Below are 15,011 nucleotides of genomic sequence, written 5' to 3'. Positions count from 1 at the left end.
ACACAACGAGGTTCCCCATGCTGCTCGCCCAGATCAGCGATCTGCACATCAAGCAACCGGGCGCGCTCGCCTATCGCCGCGTCGACACGGCCGCGAGCCTCCAGCGCACCATCGCGCGCCTGAACGCGCTCGCCCCGCGCCCCGACGCGGTGCTCGTGACCGGCGACCTCGTCGATCGCGGTTCGGTCGAGGAATACCGGCACCTCAAGGCGCTGCTCGATACGCTGGAGATTCCGTATTGGCTCCTGATCGGCAACCACGACGCGCGCGAACCGCTGCGCGACGTGTTCGCCGAGCGGCCCGAATTGCGCGAGGGCGGCGCGTTCGTCCACTACGCGCTGGACCTCGGCGCGCTGCGCGTGATCGCGCTCGATTCGATGGCGCCGGGGCAAAGCGCGGGCACGCTCTGCGAAGCGCGCCTTGCGTGGCTCGCGAAGGCGCTCGACGACGCGCGCGGCAAGCCCGTGATTGTCGCGCTGCATCATCCGCCGTTCGACTGCGGCATCGGCCACATGGATGCGATCCGGCTCGACGCCCGCGCCGCGCAGGCGCTCGAAGCGCTCATCGCCCGGCACCCGAACGTCGAGCGCGTGCTGTGCGGCCACGTGCACCGGCCCATGTTCGTGCGCTTTGGCGGCACGATCGCCTCGGCCGTGCCCGCGCCCGCGCACCAGGTGACGCTCGACCTCGCGCCCGGCGCGCCCTCCACCTTCACGCTGGAGCCGCCCGCGTTCGCGCTGCACCGCTACGATCCGCACGGCGGGATCGTGACGCACCACGGCTACGTGGACACGTTCGACGGGCCTTATCCGTTCTACGAACCCTCGGGCGAGTTGATCGACTGAAGCGTTCCCCTGACCGGCGTCGAAACCGGTCGCGGGGCGCCCAGCGCGATCGCGCGCGCTCCGGTATGATCGGCACGCTCGAAGCCTGCCTTTCCGTCCCTCCGGGCGCCGCCCGCATCACGCACATGTCCACACCCGATTCCGCAAGCGCTGGCGCAGGCCAGTCGCTGCCCGGCCTGCTGCTCCTGCTCGCAACCATTGCGGGCGTCACGGTCGCGAACATCTACTTCAACCAGCCGCTGCTCGACGACTTCCGCAAGAGCTTCCCCGCCGGCGCCGCCTGGATCGGCGCGGTGCCCGCCGCGACCCAGCTGGGCTACGCGGCCGGCATGCTGCTGCTCGCGCCGCTCGGCGACCGCTACGACCGCCGCCGCATCATCCTGCTGCAAACCGCGGGCGTGTGCGTCGCCCTGCTCGTCGCGGCCACGGCGCCGACGCTCGGCGTGCTGGTGGGCGCAAGCCTCGCGATCGGCGTGCTCGCGACCATCGCACAGCAGGCCGTGCCGTTCGCCGCCGAGCTCGCACCGCCCGAGGCGCGCGGCCACGCGGTGGGCACGGTGATGAGCGGCCTGCTGCTCGGCATCCTGCTCGCGCGCACGGCGGCCGGTTTCGTCGGACAGTATTTTGGCTGGCGCACGGTATTTGGCGCGTCGATCATCGCGCTGCTCGCGCTCGCGGTCGTGATCGTGAAGAAGCTGCCGAAAAGCCAGCCCACTTCCACGCTCGGCTACGGCAAGCTGCTCGGCTCGATGTGGCATCTCGTGGTGGAGTTGCGCGGGCTGCGCGAGGCGTCCGCCACGGGCGCGTGCCTGTTCGCCGCGTTCAGCCTCTTCTGGCCCGTGCTCACGCTGCTGCTCGCGGGCGAGCCGTTCCATCTCGGGCCGCAGGCCGCGGGTCTGTTCGGCATCGTCGGCGCGGCAGGCGCGCTCGCCGCGCCGATCGCCGGGCGCTCGGCCGACAAGCGCGGGCCGCGCGCGGTCATCACCATGTCGATCGTGCTGATGGCGATCGCCTTCGCGATCTTCGCGCTCTCGGGCACGAGCCTCATTGGCCTCGTGATCGGCGTGGTCGTGCTCGACGTGGGCGTGCAGGCCGCGCAGATCTCGAACCAGTCGCGCATCTACGCGCTGCGCCCCGAAGCGCGCAGCCGCGTGAACACCGTCTTCATGGTGTGCTACTTCATCGGCGGCGCCACCGGCTCGGCCGTGGGCGTCGCCGCGTGGCACGCCTTCGGCTGGATCGGCGTGTGCGTGGCCGGCCTCGCATTCACCGCGCTCGCGGGCGTGATTCACTACGCGACACGCCCGCGCGTGGGCGCGGGCGCACAGGCGTCGTCCTGATACGGGCGGCCTGAATATCGCGGGTTGCTTGCGCGCGTGATTTACGCGCGTTATTTACGGGCGTAGAGCAAGTCGGTCATATCGTCGGCGTGCTCCTCCTCCACCGCGAGAATCTCCTCGAAAATGCGCCGCGTGGTGGTGTCTCCGTGGCCGAGATAATTGACGATCGCGCGATAGCTCTCGATCGCGATGCGCTCGGCGATCAGGTTCTCGCGAATCATATCCTTCAGGTCGGCCCCTTCCTTGTATTCCGAGTGCGAGCGCGCGATCAGCGTCGCGGGCGAGAAGTCGGGCTCGCCGCCTAGCTGCACGATACGCGCGGCGAGCATGTCGGCGTGCTGCTGCTCCTCGTTCGCGTGCTGGAGAAATTCGGCCGCGACCGACTCCGATTCGATGCCCTTCGCCATGAAGTAGTGCCGCTTGTAGCGCAGCACGCATACCAGTTCCGTGGCGAGCGAATCGTTGAGCATCTTGAGCACGGTCTCGCGGTTCGCGGGGTAGTCCGGCGTGACCGGCCCCTGATCGAGATTGCGGCGCGCCTCTTCGCGCACGCGCTTGAGGTCGAAATCAAACGAAGCGTGTGTCTTCGACATCTGGCTCTCCTTCGAACATGACATGCAGGGATGGGACGGGAGGGTTCGCGCGCGTCATGCGCGGAAGACGCCGAGCAGCAGCGTGACCACGAAGACCACCAGGAAGAGATAGAACAGGATCCTGGCGATTTCGGCCGCGCCCGCGGCGATGCCCGTGAAGCCGAACACCGCAGCGATGATCGCGATGATGAAAAACACGATGGCGTAATGAAGCATGGCGTCGTCCTCCTTGTGGGCGGATGTGCAGCGCTTACACCTCCGCTTGCGCAATCGCCGGGCCCAAGGCGCGCGACACGAGGCGGAACGAATGACCGGGCACGCAACGTGCTGAGTCACGGTTCCTTTGACACCGTGGAGGACTTCCTCATGAAACGCCTGATTGCCCTCTTTCTCGTTACCGCCTCGGTTGCCGGTCTCTCGGCGTGCAACACAATGGCGGGCGCCGGCGAGGACGTTTCCGCAGGCGGCCACGCCCTCACGAATTCCGCGGAAAAGGCGAAGTAGTGAGCAGCGGCCGCTGAACGCGCCGCAACGGCCACCGCTCGCCCGCGCGTGAGCGCGATCGAGCGGTGGCTTGCGGTGTGATGGAGGGACGAGCGCCGGCGCGCGCTCGAGCCCGCTTGAAATCAGGACGGGCGGCGCCGGTCGTCGAACACGAACGACAGCCCGACGCTGCCGAGAATCAGCACGGTCGCGACAACCGTGGCGCGCGTGACCGGCTCGCCCAGCAACAGCGCGCCGAGCGCGACGGCGACCACCGGATTCACATACATGCAACTGCTCGCAAGGAGCGGACTGGTGTGGCGAATCAGATAGCCGTAGGCGACATACGCCGCCATCGTGCCGATGAAGAGCAGATAGAGAAACGCGGTAAGCGGCAGGGCATGCAGCGTCCCCATGCGCTCGCCGCTAATCCACGCGACCGCCGTCGAGATGGCGCCGCCAAGACCGATCTGCAACGCCGTCGCGATGAACAGGTCGGTAGGCAACGCCAGCCGCCCGGCCAGGTGCGCGCCGATCGCCCAGAAGAGCGCGCCGCACAGGATCGCGAGACTGCCGCCCGCCGAGTCCGCGCCCGCGCCGCCGTGGCTCAGTATGGCGATGCCTACGAGCCCGAGCGCGACTGCGGCCCATTCGGCCTTCGCCACGCGCCGCCCGGTGACCGCCGAGATCACGGTGGCGAAAAGCGGCACCGTGGCGACCATCACGGCCGCCGTGCCAGTGCCCACGGTGCGCATGCCGTAGGCGAGCATGCCGCTCGAAAGACCGACCAGCAGCGTACCCACCACGCCCGCGTTGCGCACCTCGATGAGCGTCGGCATGACGGGCCGCCGACGCATCGCGAAGACGAACAGCCCGATGCCGGCAAGCAGGTTGCGCAAGCCCGAGAGCAGGAGCGGCGGGAACGAATCGAGCGCGACCTTCACGCCCAGATAGGTCGAGCCCCAGACGAAATAGACGACGGCAAGCGAGAGCGCGACGCGTCCGCTGCGCGACTGCGGCAGGCGCACGGCGCGCGCGAGTCGCCAAAGCGTCGCCCCGGCGAGCAACGCCCCGCTGGCGAGATTGCGGGCGGATGAACGTGAAAACAAACGCGCAAGCATCGTCATGTCGCCGCGGTGGGTGATGGGACGGACCGCGGGCGCCCCGGCGGCAAGGCGGCGGGACGGGTCAAGCTCGACGGCATGGTGCAGGCGCGAAAAAAGGACGGAGTACGAAAGACACCCGGGCGGGCGCTCCGCATTATGCAACAACGTCTGACGTTTCGGAGGCTTTCAGAGTGCTTTACACGTCGGACTGTTGTTGCAGCGCGAAAGCGGCCAAAGGGGCGGATCGGGCAGGTCTGAAACGTGCGGCTTCCCATATGGCGCCGCGCTCCTGAGTTCGTGCTAGCATACGTAGATATCTTTCTTTTAGCTTTCAATCTCGGCCATGCGTTCGTTCGTTTCGCGCTCCAGACTCGCCCTGCCGCCGCGCCCCTCGCGCGGCGCGCCGGTGCGCGCGCGCGCCGCGCGCATGCGAACGGCCACGCGAACTTTCGCTCCCCGTCCTCTCGCCCCGCTCCCCGCCGCCCGGCGTCCGCACTGAACCTGCCTCCCCTGTTGAACCGGAGCCGTTCGGTCGGGCTCCGGGCCGATCCGTTGCGCCCTTGTTCCGCTGTCGCCCTCCAGGCCTCGCCTTTACATCGCTCCCTTTCTGGATCGCAAGGAGAACCCTCATGTCGAAGAAAATCCGTTATCTGACCGAGCTGGACCTCGCCCGCCTCGAAAAAGCCGCCGCCGAACCGGGCGCCGCGCCCGCGCGCCAAATCATGCTCGACGAGCTGCTCGAAAATACCGTGATCGTGGAGCCGCGCGAAGTCGCGGCCAATGTCGTCACGATGAATTCGCAGGTCACGCTCGTGAACGAGCGCAACGGCGAAACGCTCACGTACACGGTGGCCTACCCGCACGACGCCAACCTCGACGCCGGCCGCCTCAACGTGTTCTCACCCGCGGGCCTCGCGTTACTCGGCGCGAAGCGCGGCAACGCCGTGCGATTCACCACGCCGGGCGGCGCGGTGGAGACGCTGAAGATCGAGCGCATCCTGTTCCAGCCCGAAGCGTCGAACGATTTCACGCTGTAAGGGGCGAATGCGCCGCGCGCCGCGCGCCGCGTTTAGCGCATCCCGCGCGACAAGGCACTTGCCAGATCGTCGCAGCGCGGTGTATCGTTTGGCCTGCTTACGCGGGGGTCCTGCGTCATGCGCCGCTTCGATCGAAAGTCGTGCAGCGTATTTCGCGGGTGAGAAATACCCTTTGAACCTGATCTGGATAATGCCAGCGCAGGGAAGCGTCCGGACTTCGCAGCATCACCGCCTCACCTCGTCACAGCGAAGTCCGTCCACGTTCCGTCTCATCTCCTGCTAAGCCGCTGTTCCCACTTTGCTTTGCATGGAGAAAGAGACGCATGAACGCGAATCCGAAGTTCATTTCCGCCAACGCGCACGTCGACGAAGCCGCGATCGCGCCGCTGCCCAATTCCCGCAAGATCTATGTGACCGGTTCGCAGCCCGACATCCGTGTGCCGATGCGCGAGATCACGCAGTCGGATACGCCCACGGGCTTCGGTGGCGAGAAGAACCCGCCGATCTACGTCTACGACACCTCGGGTCCGTACACCGATCCGGAAGCCAGGATCGACATTCGCGCCGGCCTGCCGGCTCTGCGCCAGGGCTGGATCGAAAAGCGCGGCGACACCGAAGCGCTGCCGGGCCTCTCCTCCGAATACGGCCGCGAGCGCGCCGCTGATGCGGCCACGGCCGAGCTGCGCTTCCCCGGTCTGCACCGCACGCCGCGCCGCGCCAAGTCCGGCAAGAACGTCACGCAGATGCACTACGCGCGTCAGGGCATCATCACGCCCGAGATGGAATACATCGCGATTCGCGAGAACCAGCGCCGCGCCGAGTATCTGGAAAGCCTCAAGTCGAGCGGCCCGAACGGCGCGAAGCTCGCCGCCATGATGGGCCGCCAGCATCCGGGCCAGGCGTTCGGCGCGGCAGCCTTCGGTGCGAATGCGCTCAAGGAAATCACGCCCGAATTCGTGCGCGAGGAAATCGCGCGCGGCCGCGCGATCATCCCCGCGAACATCAATCACCCGGAAAGCGAGCCGATGATCATCGGCCGCAACTTCCTCGTGAAGATCAACGCGAACATCGGCAATTCGGCGGTCACGTCGTCGATCGGCGAGGAAGTCGACAAGATGACGTGGGCGATCCGCTGGGGCGGCGACACGGTCATGGATCTCTCGACCGGCAAGCACATTCACGAAACGCGCGAGTGGATTATCCGCAACTCGCCGGTGCCCATCGGCACGGTGCCGATTTACCAGGCGCTCGAAAAGGTCAACGGCAAAGCCGAAGACCTCACGTGGGAAATGTTCCGCGACACGCTGATCGAACAGGCCGAGCAAGGCGTGGACTACTTCACGATCCACGCGGGCGTGCGTCTGCAATACGTGCCGCTCACGGCCAACCGCATGACGGGTATCGTCTCGCGCGGCGGTTCGATCATGGCCAAGTGGTGCCTCGCGCATCACAAGGAGTCCTTCATTTATGAGCATTTCGAAGAGATCTGCGAAATCATGAAGGAATACGACGTGAGCTTCTCGCTTGGCGACGGCCTGCGTCCCGGCTCGATCTACGACGCCAACGACGAAGCCCAGCTCGGCGAACTCAAGACGCTCGGCGAGCTCACGCAGATCGCATGGAAGCACGACGTGCAGGTGATGATCGAAGGTCCGGGCCACGTGCCGATGCAGCTCATCAAGGAGAACATGGACCTGCAACTGGAATGGTGCGACGAAGCGCCCTTCTACACGCTCGGGCCGCTCACCACCGACATCGCGCCGGGCTACGATCACATCACCTCGGGCATTGGCGCCGCGATGATCGGCTGGTTCGGCACGGCCATGCTCTGCTACGTCACGCCGAAGGAACACCTGGGCCTGCCGAACAAGGACGACGTGAAGGAAGGCATCATCACGTACAAGCTCGCGGCGCACGCGGCCGACCTCGCGAAGGGCCATCCGGGCGCTCAGGTGCGCGACAACGCTTTGTCGAAGGCGCGCTTCGAGTTCCGCTGGGAAGACCAGTTCAACATCGGCCTCGATCCGGACAAGGCGCGTGAGTTCCACGACGAGACGCTGCCGAAAGACTCGGCCAAGGTCGCGCACTTCTGCTCGATGTGCGGCCCGCACTTCTGCTCGATGAAGATCACCCAGGACGTGCGCGACTTCGCCGCGAAGCAAGGCGTGAGCGACGACGAAGCCCTGAAGAAGGGCATGGAAGTGAAGGCCGTCGAGTTCGTCAAGCAAGGCGCGGAGATCTATCAGCGTCAGTAAGCCGGTCGGCGCCAACCCGGTGCAGGCGGGCGCTCGCCGTCCGCCGAAACATTTTCTAACGACTCCCACAACTCTCTGACAAGCGCACACACCCGGATACGGGTCGTGTGCCTACGATGGGGGTACTGGAGGTGCGACGTGCGAGCAACCCGCATGCCGCACCGCACACTCAATTTGGGGAGTCGAACAATGAAAACCTTCAAACGAACCCGCACGCTGCTCACGGTGACGACACTCGTCGCCGTGCTGGGCAGTCTCTCGGCTTGCGACAACATGTCGAGGCGCGACCGCGACACGGTGATCGGCGCAGGCGTTGGCGGCGTCGCGGGCGCGGCGATCGGCGGCAATGCGCTTTCCACGCTCGGTGGCGCGGCGGTGGGCGGCGTTGTCGGCAATCAGGTCGGCAAGTAAGCCGGGCATCGGCTGACCGGGATTCATCGCACCAGGATTCACAGAACCGATACGCCGATATGCATCGACGATGCGGCCGCGTCATCCACGCACTTGGCTGCGCGATCGAAGCGACGGTACAGAACACAAACGATACGACAGGCAACACGCCCGCCGGGCGTGCATCAGGGAAGGATGCGCGGCGCAGTTCCTCACAAGGGCTGCGCCGCGTTTGCTTGGCGCGCCCGGTACGAAACATTCCGTTATCGGGACGCAACACAAAACACGCGCGCACAGCGTAAGCTCAAACGATCACGGCCCGATCCAGACGCGATGCACCTGCGCGGCCGTTCGCCCAATCGCGGAGCCCGCCATGAAATGCCCGTCCGTGCCAGTGATCGCCGCCGCGTGCTCGCTCCTCACGCTTTCCGGCTGCTACTACTATTACCCCTACGGTTACGGCCCTTACTACACGGGCGTGGTGCCTGCGGCGAACACCCAGCAGGAAACCGCGGTCATGCAAACCGCGCCTAACCCCGCGCCCGCCGCCGTGGCCGATGCGCAATATCCGGGGCCGCTCTATCCGTCGCCGCCTGTTGCAATCGCCGCGCCCGCGTGGCCTGCTTATCCGGCCTATGCCGCGTACCCCGCTTATCCCGCTTACCAGGCTTACCCGGCCTATTCGGCCTACCCCGCGTATTACCCTTATCCCGCATACGGCTGGGGCTGGGGCGCGCCTGCCATCTCGTTCGGCTTCGGCTACTGGGGCGGAGGCGGCGGGCACTGGCATCACTGATTCCCCGGCAACGCCGCCTCATTTCCCGCTATCGCACCCGCTTTCGCCGCACTGCAAAACGGTGCCGGACCGTACTTTCCCTCCTTGACGCTCGCGCCCGGTTTTCTATTCTCCAAGTGGGCTACCGGCGTTTGAAGCACAGCCTTAATAAGCCCGCCTGCCGGACGAAGCACGCCTCAGCCAACGACGCGCCCCGGCGCTCCGAGCCGCACCGCTGCGCCGATAACAAACCAGCACAAAGGAGACGTCATGTTCCACCAGTTGTTGACCCCAATCGGCAATTCGCTGCTGTTTTCGTTCCTCGTAGCCGTGCTGCCTATCGTTACCGTGCTCGCCCTGCTGGGCTGGGCGCGCCGGCCCGCCTGGCAGGCTTCGCTCGCGGGCCTCGTGGTCGGCCTGATCGTCGCGATCGCCGGCTGGCAATTCCCGGTCAATCTTGCGATCAGTTCGGTGCTCGCCGGCGTGGTGTTCGCGCTGTGGCCCGTCATGTGGATCGTCGTCACGGCCATCCTGCTCTACAACATCGCGTTGCGCTCGGGCCGCTTCGCGGCCTTTCGCATGTGGCTGCTCGAGAACCTGCCCAACGACCGGCGCATCGTGCTCGTCGTAGTCGGCTTCTCGTTCGGCGCGCTGTTCGAAGGCATTTCCGGCTTCGGCACGCCGATCGCCATCACGAGCTCGCTGCTCATCATGCTCGGCTTCCCGACGCTCGAAGCCCTCACCTTCACGCTCATCTTCAACACCGCGCCGGTGGCCTTCGGCGCGCTCGGCGTGCCGATCACCGTGCTCGGCGCGGTCACGCATCTGCCCGCCGACGTGCTCGGCCAGATGGTCGGCCGCCAGTTGCCGTTCTTCGCGCTGCTGCTGCCGTTCTACGTCATCGCGATCTATGCGGGCGTGGGCGGCATGCTGCGCATCTGGCCGGTGCTGCTCGTCTCGGGCGGCAGCTTCGCGATCACCCAGTTCGTGACCTCGAACTTCATCAACTACAGCCTCACCGACGTGCTCTCGTCGCTCGTTTCGCTCATCCTCACCATCGTGTTCCTGCGCGTGTGGAAGCCCGCGCCCGACCCGCGCTTCGCCATCAAGGTCGATCGCACGAAAGAAACGCGCGGCGCGGTAACGGGGGCGCAGGGCTGGTATCCGTGGATCATCGTCGCGGCAGTGGTGATCATCTGGACGGTCGCGAAAATTTTCACGATCGGCGACATGAAAGTGCCTTGGCCGGGTCTCGACAAGGCCGTCTTCATCACGCTGTACAAGACGCCCTACGGCGCGATCTGGGACTTCCAGCCGCTCGCCACCGGCACGGCCATTCTCGTGGCCGCGATCATCACCGCGTTCGTCGTGCGGCTGAAGCCCGCCGACTTCGGCGGCGCGATCGTCGATACATGGGTGCAGACGCGCATCGCCATCCTGACCGTTGCGACCATCGTCGGCCTCGCGTTCCTCATGAACTACTCGGGGCTCACCTACACGCTGGGCCTCAGCGTCGCTTCAGTCGGTGCGTTCTTCCCGCTCGTCTCGGCTTTCCTCGGCTGGGTGGCGGTGTTCCTCTCGGGCAGCGATACCTCGGGCAACGCGCTGTTCGGCAACCTGCAAGTGGTGGCCGCGCAGCAACTCAACCTCAACCCCGTGCTGATGGCGGCGACCAACTCCTCGGGCGGCGTGATGGGCAAGATGATCTCGCCGCAGAACATCGCGACGGGCGTCGCCACCACCGACCTCAAGGGCAAGGAAGGCCACGTGTTCGCGAAGACCTTCAAGCACTCCATTCTGCTGACGGTGCTGCTGGGCATCCTCGTGTGGCTCCAGCAGAACGTGCTGACGTGGATGATTCCGCCGCACTGAACGCGCGGCGAATGTCCCAGGCGCACCGGTGCACCCGGTGTGCGCGCATGAAAAAACCCGCCGGCGCCGTGAAGCGCGGGCGGGTTTTTTGCGCGTGCCGGCGCATGCCGGCGCGAGCGCGACGCTTAGTGCAGTTCGCCGACCACGAGATTCATGATCTCGCGCGCCGGGCGCGACGAGTCGATCTGGCCGTTGTCGTCCACGATCGCCACGCGCGTCTGGCTCTCGGTCACGGCGCGCACGTTGAGCTTGTACTGCTTCGCGACCTTTTCCTTGCGGCCGTGGAAGATCTGGTTCCAGAAGCCCTGTTCGTCGGACGACATGTCCTTCGGATCGACGTAGCGCACGTAGTACATGCCCTTCGAGCGGTCGCGGTCGTCCACCGTGAAGTTCGCGCGGTCGAGCGCGATGCCCACGCGCACCCACGCGCGGTCATACGGCTCGCCGAGCGTGAGCTCCGTTGAGCTGTACTGGCCCGAGGTGCCTTCCGCGCCCGCCTTCGAATCCGACCCGCTGCCCGACTGCTGGCCGACTGCCGCGACGTTCTGCGCGGCGACAGCGGCGGCGGCTGCATCCGGAGCCTTCGACTTCGCGTCGGTGCCCTTGCTGTTCGCCTTGGCGTCGGCTTCGGCCGCGACCTGCGCGTCGGGCACGCCCGGCTTCGCGTTCGCGAGCGTCATCATGAGGCGCTTGAGGTACTCGGCCTCGAGTGCGGGATCGTTGGGCTTGGGCACCCACTTGCTGGTGTCGTTGTTCGTGCCCGTGAGCTGCTCGCTCAGGCCCTTCTGGCTGATGAACACGTAGGTGCCGCCCGCGGGCGACGTTTCGAGACGCGTGCGGTACTTGTTGCGCTCGGCCGTCACGTACGAGTTGCCCGTGGCCCAAGAGAGCGTGTTACGGATGAGGCCGTCGCTGATCTTCGGGTGCGTTTCGTTCCAGTCCGTTTCCATCACGCCCTTGTTGCGCTGGTCGACCACCAGCAGGAAGCCCTGCTCCTGCCAGAAGCGGCGTACCTGCGCCCAGACCTGGTCGGGCGTGCGGCTGTCGATGACGAGCCAGCTTTCCGTACCGTCACGCTGGATATGCATGCCCGGCACCTGCGGGAGCACCTGGGTCTGATCGGACGGCGCGGCTTCGGCCTGAGTCTGCTTGAGCGCGGACAGCGAGGTCTCGCCGCCCTGCGGCGCCAGCGAACGCTGGTCGGACGCTTCGTCGAGCATGTTCGGCGGCACGGCAAGCGAGGACTGCTTCGCCTTTGCGTCACTACGGTAATCGATCTTGCCTGGCGTCGGCGAGCTACATCCGGCGACCAGCCCGCCCGCCATCAAGAGCACAAGCGCGCGCGCGGCAAGACGTTGATGAAAATCACTCATGTTCGGGTAATCCCTTCGGCTACGCCACGGCCAGTTTCCGTGGATCAACCAGCCATTTTACCGGGCCGACGGCCCGCTGTGCAAAAACCGCGTCCTGACTCCGTTTCCATTCGCTACGAAGATCGCCGCCAGGCGGCTGCGCGGCCCCTTCGGCTCCTCCAGAGAAACATTCATCAACATTTGAAGCGTCGACATCCGTGCCCGTCCGTATGCGTATTTTTCTTTTGAATCAATACATTAGCTACTGATCGCGGCGAAACGCCACGTTGCGCCCGACAGCCCTGACGACGCGAGCCTCTTGCGAAAACGACCCCGGTGCTAATTTCCCTCTGCAAATCTCAAAAAAAGAAGTTCACAAAGAGCAGGACCGGAGAGCGTCATGAAAACTTGCAGCCTCATCCAGGCGGGCCGCGCCGCGGCCTGCGCCTGCGCGCTCAGTTGCCTGAGCCTCGCCGCCGCGCCGGCGCACGCCGCGCTCGGCGACGCCCCCACGGTGCCTCCCGGCGCCAGCAGCCATCCCCTGGCGGGCGGCGCCGCCCGTGTCGTCAGCTACGTCGACGACGGCGGCGCCACTGTCAACGAGTACGTGGCGAGCGCCAGCGGCACCGTGTTCGCCTACACATGGCAAGGGCCGACGCAGCCCAACCTGGAGGCGCTGCTGGGCCGCTACGCGGCCGACTGGCGCAGCGCCGCGGCCGCCCAGCACGCCGCGGGCCGCGACGATCTGCACGGCGCGCGCGTGGTCGGCGCACAGGTCGTGGTCGAGACGGGGGGCCACATGCGCGCGTATGCAGGCCGCGCCTGGCTGCCCGCCGCGCTGCCCGAGGGCGTCGCCGAAGGAGACCTGCAATGAGCGCCCTTCCGCAACGCCTTTCGCGCGTGTCCGCTTTCGCGGGATTCGCCGCCTTCGCGCTTTGCGCGGTGCTCGCCGCCTGCGGCGGTGGCGGCGGTGGCGGCACGGCTGCCGCGAGCCCCACCTCGCCCGTGGCCGCGAGCGCCCCGGCCGCCGCCAGTGCGGCAAGCCCGGTGAGCGCATCCGCGCCCGCCAGCACCACCGGCACCGTGCCGCAATCGAACACGCCCAACGTGCTGGCCGTGACGGTCGGCCCCACGCCCACCTCGACGCGCAACATGCTCATGACGAGCGTCACGCTCTGCGTGCCGGGCACCGCCAATTGCGCGACCATCGACAACGTGCAGGTCGACACCGGCTCTCAGGGCCTGCGCGTGCTGGCCTCGGCGCTGCCCGCGGGCTTCGCGCTGCCGGCCGTCACGACCGGCGGGGGCGGCGCGAGCGGCGCCATCGCGGGCGAATGCGCGGCGTTCGGCACGGGCTATACGTGGGGTGCGGTGCGCAGCGCCGATGTGAAACTCGCAGGCGAAGTCGCCGCGTCGCTCCCGATCCAGGTGATCGCCGACGCGGCGGTGCCCGCCACGCCATCGGGCTGCACGGGCTTCGGACTCGCGATGAACAGCCCCGCCACGCTGCGCGCGAACGGCATTCTCGGCGTGGGCCCGTTCAGCGCCGATTGCGGGGTGAGCTGCGTGAACGCCGCGCTCGCGGGCTGGTACTACGCGTGCCCGGCGAGCGGCTGCACGGCCAGCGCGCAACCGCTCGCGCAGCAGGTCGGCAATCCTGTCGCCACCTTCGCCACCGATAACAACGGCGTCCTGATCGACCTGCCTGCCGTGGCGGACAGCGGTGCGTCGTCGGTGAGCGGCTCGCTCGTCTTCGGCATCGGCTCGCAGGCGAACAACGCGCTCGGCGGCGCAACCGTGCTGCGCGCGAACACCGGCACGGGCTACGTGAAGACGACGACGTCGGACGGCACCGTCTATTCGCAAAGCTATATCGACAGCGGCTCGAACGCGCTCTACTTCAACAACTCGACGCTCACGCGCTGCGGCCTCTGGTATTGCCCGAGTTCGCCCGCGAGCCTTGGCGCAACGATCAGCGGCCTCGACGGCGTGGGCGCTTCCGTGAACGTTTCCGTCTCGAGTTCGACGACGCTCCTCGCGAGCGGCAACTGGGCATTCGATGACCTGGCGGGCTATAACGCCCACGCGTTCGGCTGGGGACTGCCGTTTTTCTTCGGGCGGCGCGTATTCACGGCGATCGAGGCCCAGGTCACGCCTGCGGGGACCGGGCCGTACTTTGCGTTCTGAAGGACAGTGGCGGGGATAGCGGCAACGGCGCAGCGAGCGCCCCGCCCGAGTCGGCTTACTCGCTGTCGTCGTCCGGAGCGGGCGTGGTCTTCGCGAGCACCGGCGGCGCCAGCCAGCGGAACGTCGAGAGGCCCGTTTCGTTGAAAGTGCACTCCGCGGCGGCGGCGGGCCGCACGGCCTTCTTGATGCCGAGCTTTGCGGCAAGCGCCCCGATCGGCGTGGTCGGCGCGGCTTCGGTGCTCTGGGTGGCAACCGGTGCCGTGGGAACCGCCCTCATGCCGGGCACCACCGTGGCCACATTCGCCGGCGCCGCGAGTGAGTTCGACTCAGGCGAGCCCGAGTTCTGCGCCGACGCCGCGCGCGCCGCTGCCGACGCGGGCTGCGCAGCCCGCGCCGCCTGCGCGGACGATGCCGGCTCGGCAGGCGCCATGCCGTGATCGAGTTGCCCTTCGATCACGACGCGCGCGCCGCGATAGGTCGTCGCGCTATGCGTGACCTTCAGCTCGCCGAACGTGGTGTCGGCCAGCCGGTTACGCATCTCCTCTTCGCAGGCGCCGGTATTGCGGTATTGCGCCGCGCATCCCGCGAGCAGGGTGACCGCGGCGGCGAGGCCGGCAAAGCATGCGTTCCGTTTGTTCATCGCTCTTCCGTTTTTCAGGCTGCGGCAATTGTAGCGTACGGGCCGGGGAATCCCTTAGGCCACTCGCGTGAACGGCGCTAACCGGTCTACTGAGCCCCGCGAGCCTGCTATCATCGCCGCTGTATATCCGTACAGT

General features: G+C 66.9%; 15 protein-coding genes and 1 riboswitch. Of the genes, 10 read left to right on the top strand and 5 right to left on the bottom strand.

Features of this window, described 5'->3' with window-relative positions; translation table 11 throughout:
• The first annotated feature begins 17 nt into the window (after positions 1 to 17).
• Positions 18 to 845, top strand: coding sequence for a phosphodiesterase (locus C7401_RS35780; RefSeq protein ID WP_112176770.1), 828 nt, complete (start codon positions 18 to 20; stop codon positions 843 to 845).
• 125 nt (positions 846 to 970) lie between these two features.
• Complete coding sequence (locus C7401_RS35775; protein ID WP_112176817.1) at positions 971 to 2,185, top strand: MFS transporter; 1,215 nt, start codon at positions 971 to 973, stop codon at positions 2,183 to 2,185.
• Between the two features lie 50 nt (positions 2,186 to 2,235).
• Here the strand turns inward: C7401_RS35775 and C7401_RS35770 are convergent, their stop codons facing one another.
• A complete protein-coding gene (locus C7401_RS35770; RefSeq protein ID WP_112176769.1) occupies positions 2,236 to 2,778 on the bottom strand; it encodes a ferritin-like domain-containing protein in 543 nt (180 codons plus the stop codon).
• A gap of 54 nt (positions 2,779 to 2,832) precedes the next feature.
• Positions 2,833 to 2,994 (bottom strand): DUF1328 family protein, encoded by a 162-nt coding sequence (locus C7401_RS35765; RefSeq protein WP_112176768.1) that lies wholly within the window; start codon positions 2,992 to 2,994, stop codon positions 2,833 to 2,835.
• A 150-nt stretch (positions 2,995 to 3,144) separates the two neighbouring features.
• Here C7401_RS35765 and C7401_RS35760 point away from each other — a divergent pair, with 150 nt between their 5' ends.
• Complete coding sequence (locus tag C7401_RS35760) at positions 3,145 to 3,282, top strand: entericidin A/B family lipoprotein (protein ID WP_112176816.1); 138 nt, start codon at positions 3,145 to 3,147, stop codon at positions 3,280 to 3,282.
• A gap of 122 nt (positions 3,283 to 3,404) precedes the next feature.
• Here C7401_RS35760 and C7401_RS35755 read toward each other — a convergent pair whose 3' ends face one another.
• Positions 3,405 to 4,328: an EamA family transporter gene (locus C7401_RS35755; RefSeq protein WP_258397361.1), complete on the bottom strand. Its 924-nt coding sequence runs from the start codon at positions 4,326 to 4,328 to the stop codon at positions 3,405 to 3,407.
• 668 nt (positions 4,329 to 4,996) lie between these two features.
• Between C7401_RS35755 and C7401_RS35750 the strand changes: the two genes are divergently transcribed.
• The 5 genes from C7401_RS35750 (at position 4,997) to C7401_RS35730 (ending at position 10,696) form a co-directional block, all read left to right on the top strand.
• Positions 4,997 to 5,404 carry a GreA/GreB family elongation factor gene (locus C7401_RS35750; RefSeq protein WP_112176767.1) on the top strand — a complete coding sequence of 136 codons (408 nt, stop codon included), beginning with the start codon at positions 4,997 to 4,999 and terminating at the stop codon, positions 5,402 to 5,404.
• 93 nt (positions 5,405 to 5,497) lie between these two features.
• Positions 5,498 to 5,627: riboswitch (TPP riboswitch) on the top strand.
• A gap of 100 nt (positions 5,628 to 5,727) precedes the next feature.
• Positions 5,728 to 7,659 carry a phosphomethylpyrimidine synthase ThiC gene (thiC, locus tag C7401_RS35745; protein ID WP_112176766.1) on the top strand — a complete coding sequence of 644 codons (1,932 nt, stop codon included), beginning with the start codon at positions 5,728 to 5,730 and terminating at the stop codon, positions 7,657 to 7,659.
• A 189-nt stretch (positions 7,660 to 7,848) separates the two neighbouring features.
• Complete coding sequence (locus C7401_RS35740; protein ID WP_112176765.1) at positions 7,849 to 8,070, top strand: YMGG-like glycine zipper-containing protein; 222 nt, start codon at positions 7,849 to 7,851, stop codon at positions 8,068 to 8,070.
• Positions 8,071 to 8,422: 352 nt separating this feature from the next.
• Complete coding sequence (locus C7401_RS35735) at positions 8,423 to 8,845, top strand: hypothetical protein (protein ID WP_112176764.1); 423 nt, start codon at positions 8,423 to 8,425, stop codon at positions 8,843 to 8,845.
• 249 nt (positions 8,846 to 9,094) lie between these two features.
• Positions 9,095 to 10,696, top strand: a complete 1,602-nt coding sequence (locus tag C7401_RS35730; protein ID WP_112176763.1) for an L-lactate permease — start codon at positions 9,095 to 9,097, stop codon at positions 10,694 to 10,696.
• Between the two features lie 125 nt (positions 10,697 to 10,821).
• On the opposite strand, the gene bamC is transcribed toward C7401_RS35730, so the two are convergent.
• Positions 10,822 to 12,069 carry an NlpB/DapX family lipoprotein gene (gene bamC / locus C7401_RS35725; protein WP_112176762.1) on the bottom strand — a complete coding sequence of 416 codons (1,248 nt, stop codon included), beginning with the start codon at positions 12,067 to 12,069 and terminating at the stop codon, positions 10,822 to 10,824.
• Positions 12,070 to 12,448: 379 nt separating this feature from the next.
• On the opposite strand from bamC, the gene C7401_RS35720 reads away from it, so the two are divergent.
• The gene (locus tag C7401_RS35720) at positions 12,449 to 12,922 is read left to right on the top strand and encodes a DUF2844 domain-containing protein (protein WP_112176761.1); all 474 of its coding nucleotides are present in this window, start codon (positions 12,449 to 12,451) and stop codon (positions 12,920 to 12,922) included.
• On the top strand, positions 12,919 to 14,235 hold the full coding sequence (locus C7401_RS35715) for a DUF3443 domain-containing protein (protein ID WP_112176760.1): 1,317 nt from the start codon (positions 12,919 to 12,921) through the stop codon (positions 14,233 to 14,235). The genes C7401_RS35720 and C7401_RS35715 overlap by 4 nt, the downstream gene beginning before the upstream one ends.
• 55 nt (positions 14,236 to 14,290) lie before the next feature.
• Here C7401_RS35715 and C7401_RS35710 read toward each other — a convergent pair whose 3' ends face one another.
• Complete coding sequence (locus C7401_RS35710; RefSeq protein WP_112176759.1) at positions 14,291 to 14,875, bottom strand: hypothetical protein; 585 nt, start codon at positions 14,873 to 14,875, stop codon at positions 14,291 to 14,293.
• Positions 14,876 to 15,011: the final 136 nt, after the last annotated feature.

The organism is Paraburkholderia unamae, from assembly GCF_003268775.1.
Classification (GTDB): Bacteria; Pseudomonadota; Gammaproteobacteria; order Burkholderiales; family Burkholderiaceae; genus Paraburkholderia; species Paraburkholderia unamae.
Note: the sequence above shows the minus strand (reverse complement) of the source record. Positions and strands in the feature narration are given on the sequence as shown.

Coding starts and splice junctions, on each gene's coding strand:
- C7401_RS35780 (WP_112176770.1), top strand. CDS start 18: ATGCTGCTCGCCCAGATCAGCGATCTGCACATCAAGCAACCGGGCGCG.
- C7401_RS35775 (WP_112176817.1), top strand. CDS start 971: ATGTCCACACCCGATTCCGCAAGCGCTGGCGCAGGCCAGTCGCTGCCC.
- C7401_RS35770 (WP_112176769.1), bottom strand. CDS start 2,778: ATGTCGAAGACACACGCTTCGTTTGATTTCGACCTCAAGCGCGTGCGC.
- C7401_RS35765 (WP_112176768.1), bottom strand. CDS start 2,994: ATGCTTCATTACGCCATCGTGTTTTTCATCATCGCGATCATCGCTGCG.
- C7401_RS35760 (WP_112176816.1), top strand. CDS start 3,145: ATGAAACGCCTGATTGCCCTCTTTCTCGTTACCGCCTCGGTTGCCGGT.
- C7401_RS35750 (WP_112176767.1), top strand. CDS start 4,997: ATGTCGAAGAAAATCCGTTATCTGACCGAGCTGGACCTCGCCCGCCTC.
- thiC (WP_112176766.1), top strand. CDS start 5,728: ATGAACGCGAATCCGAAGTTCATTTCCGCCAACGCGCACGTCGACGAA.
- C7401_RS35740 (WP_112176765.1), top strand. CDS start 7,849: ATGAAAACCTTCAAACGAACCCGCACGCTGCTCACGGTGACGACACTC.
- C7401_RS35735 (WP_112176764.1), top strand. CDS start 8,423: ATGAAATGCCCGTCCGTGCCAGTGATCGCCGCCGCGTGCTCGCTCCTC.
- C7401_RS35730 (WP_112176763.1), top strand. CDS start 9,095: ATGTTCCACCAGTTGTTGACCCCAATCGGCAATTCGCTGCTGTTTTCG.
- bamC (WP_112176762.1), bottom strand. CDS start 12,069: ATGAGTGATTTTCATCAACGTCTTGCCGCGCGCGCGCTTGTGCTCTTG.
- C7401_RS35720 (WP_112176761.1), top strand. CDS start 12,449: ATGAAAACTTGCAGCCTCATCCAGGCGGGCCGCGCCGCGGCCTGCGCC.
- C7401_RS35715 (WP_112176760.1), top strand. CDS start 12,919: ATGAGCGCCCTTCCGCAACGCCTTTCGCGCGTGTCCGCTTTCGCGGGA.
- C7401_RS35710 (WP_112176759.1), bottom strand. CDS start 14,875: ATGAACAAACGGAACGCATGCTTTGCCGGCCTCGCCGCCGCGGTCACC.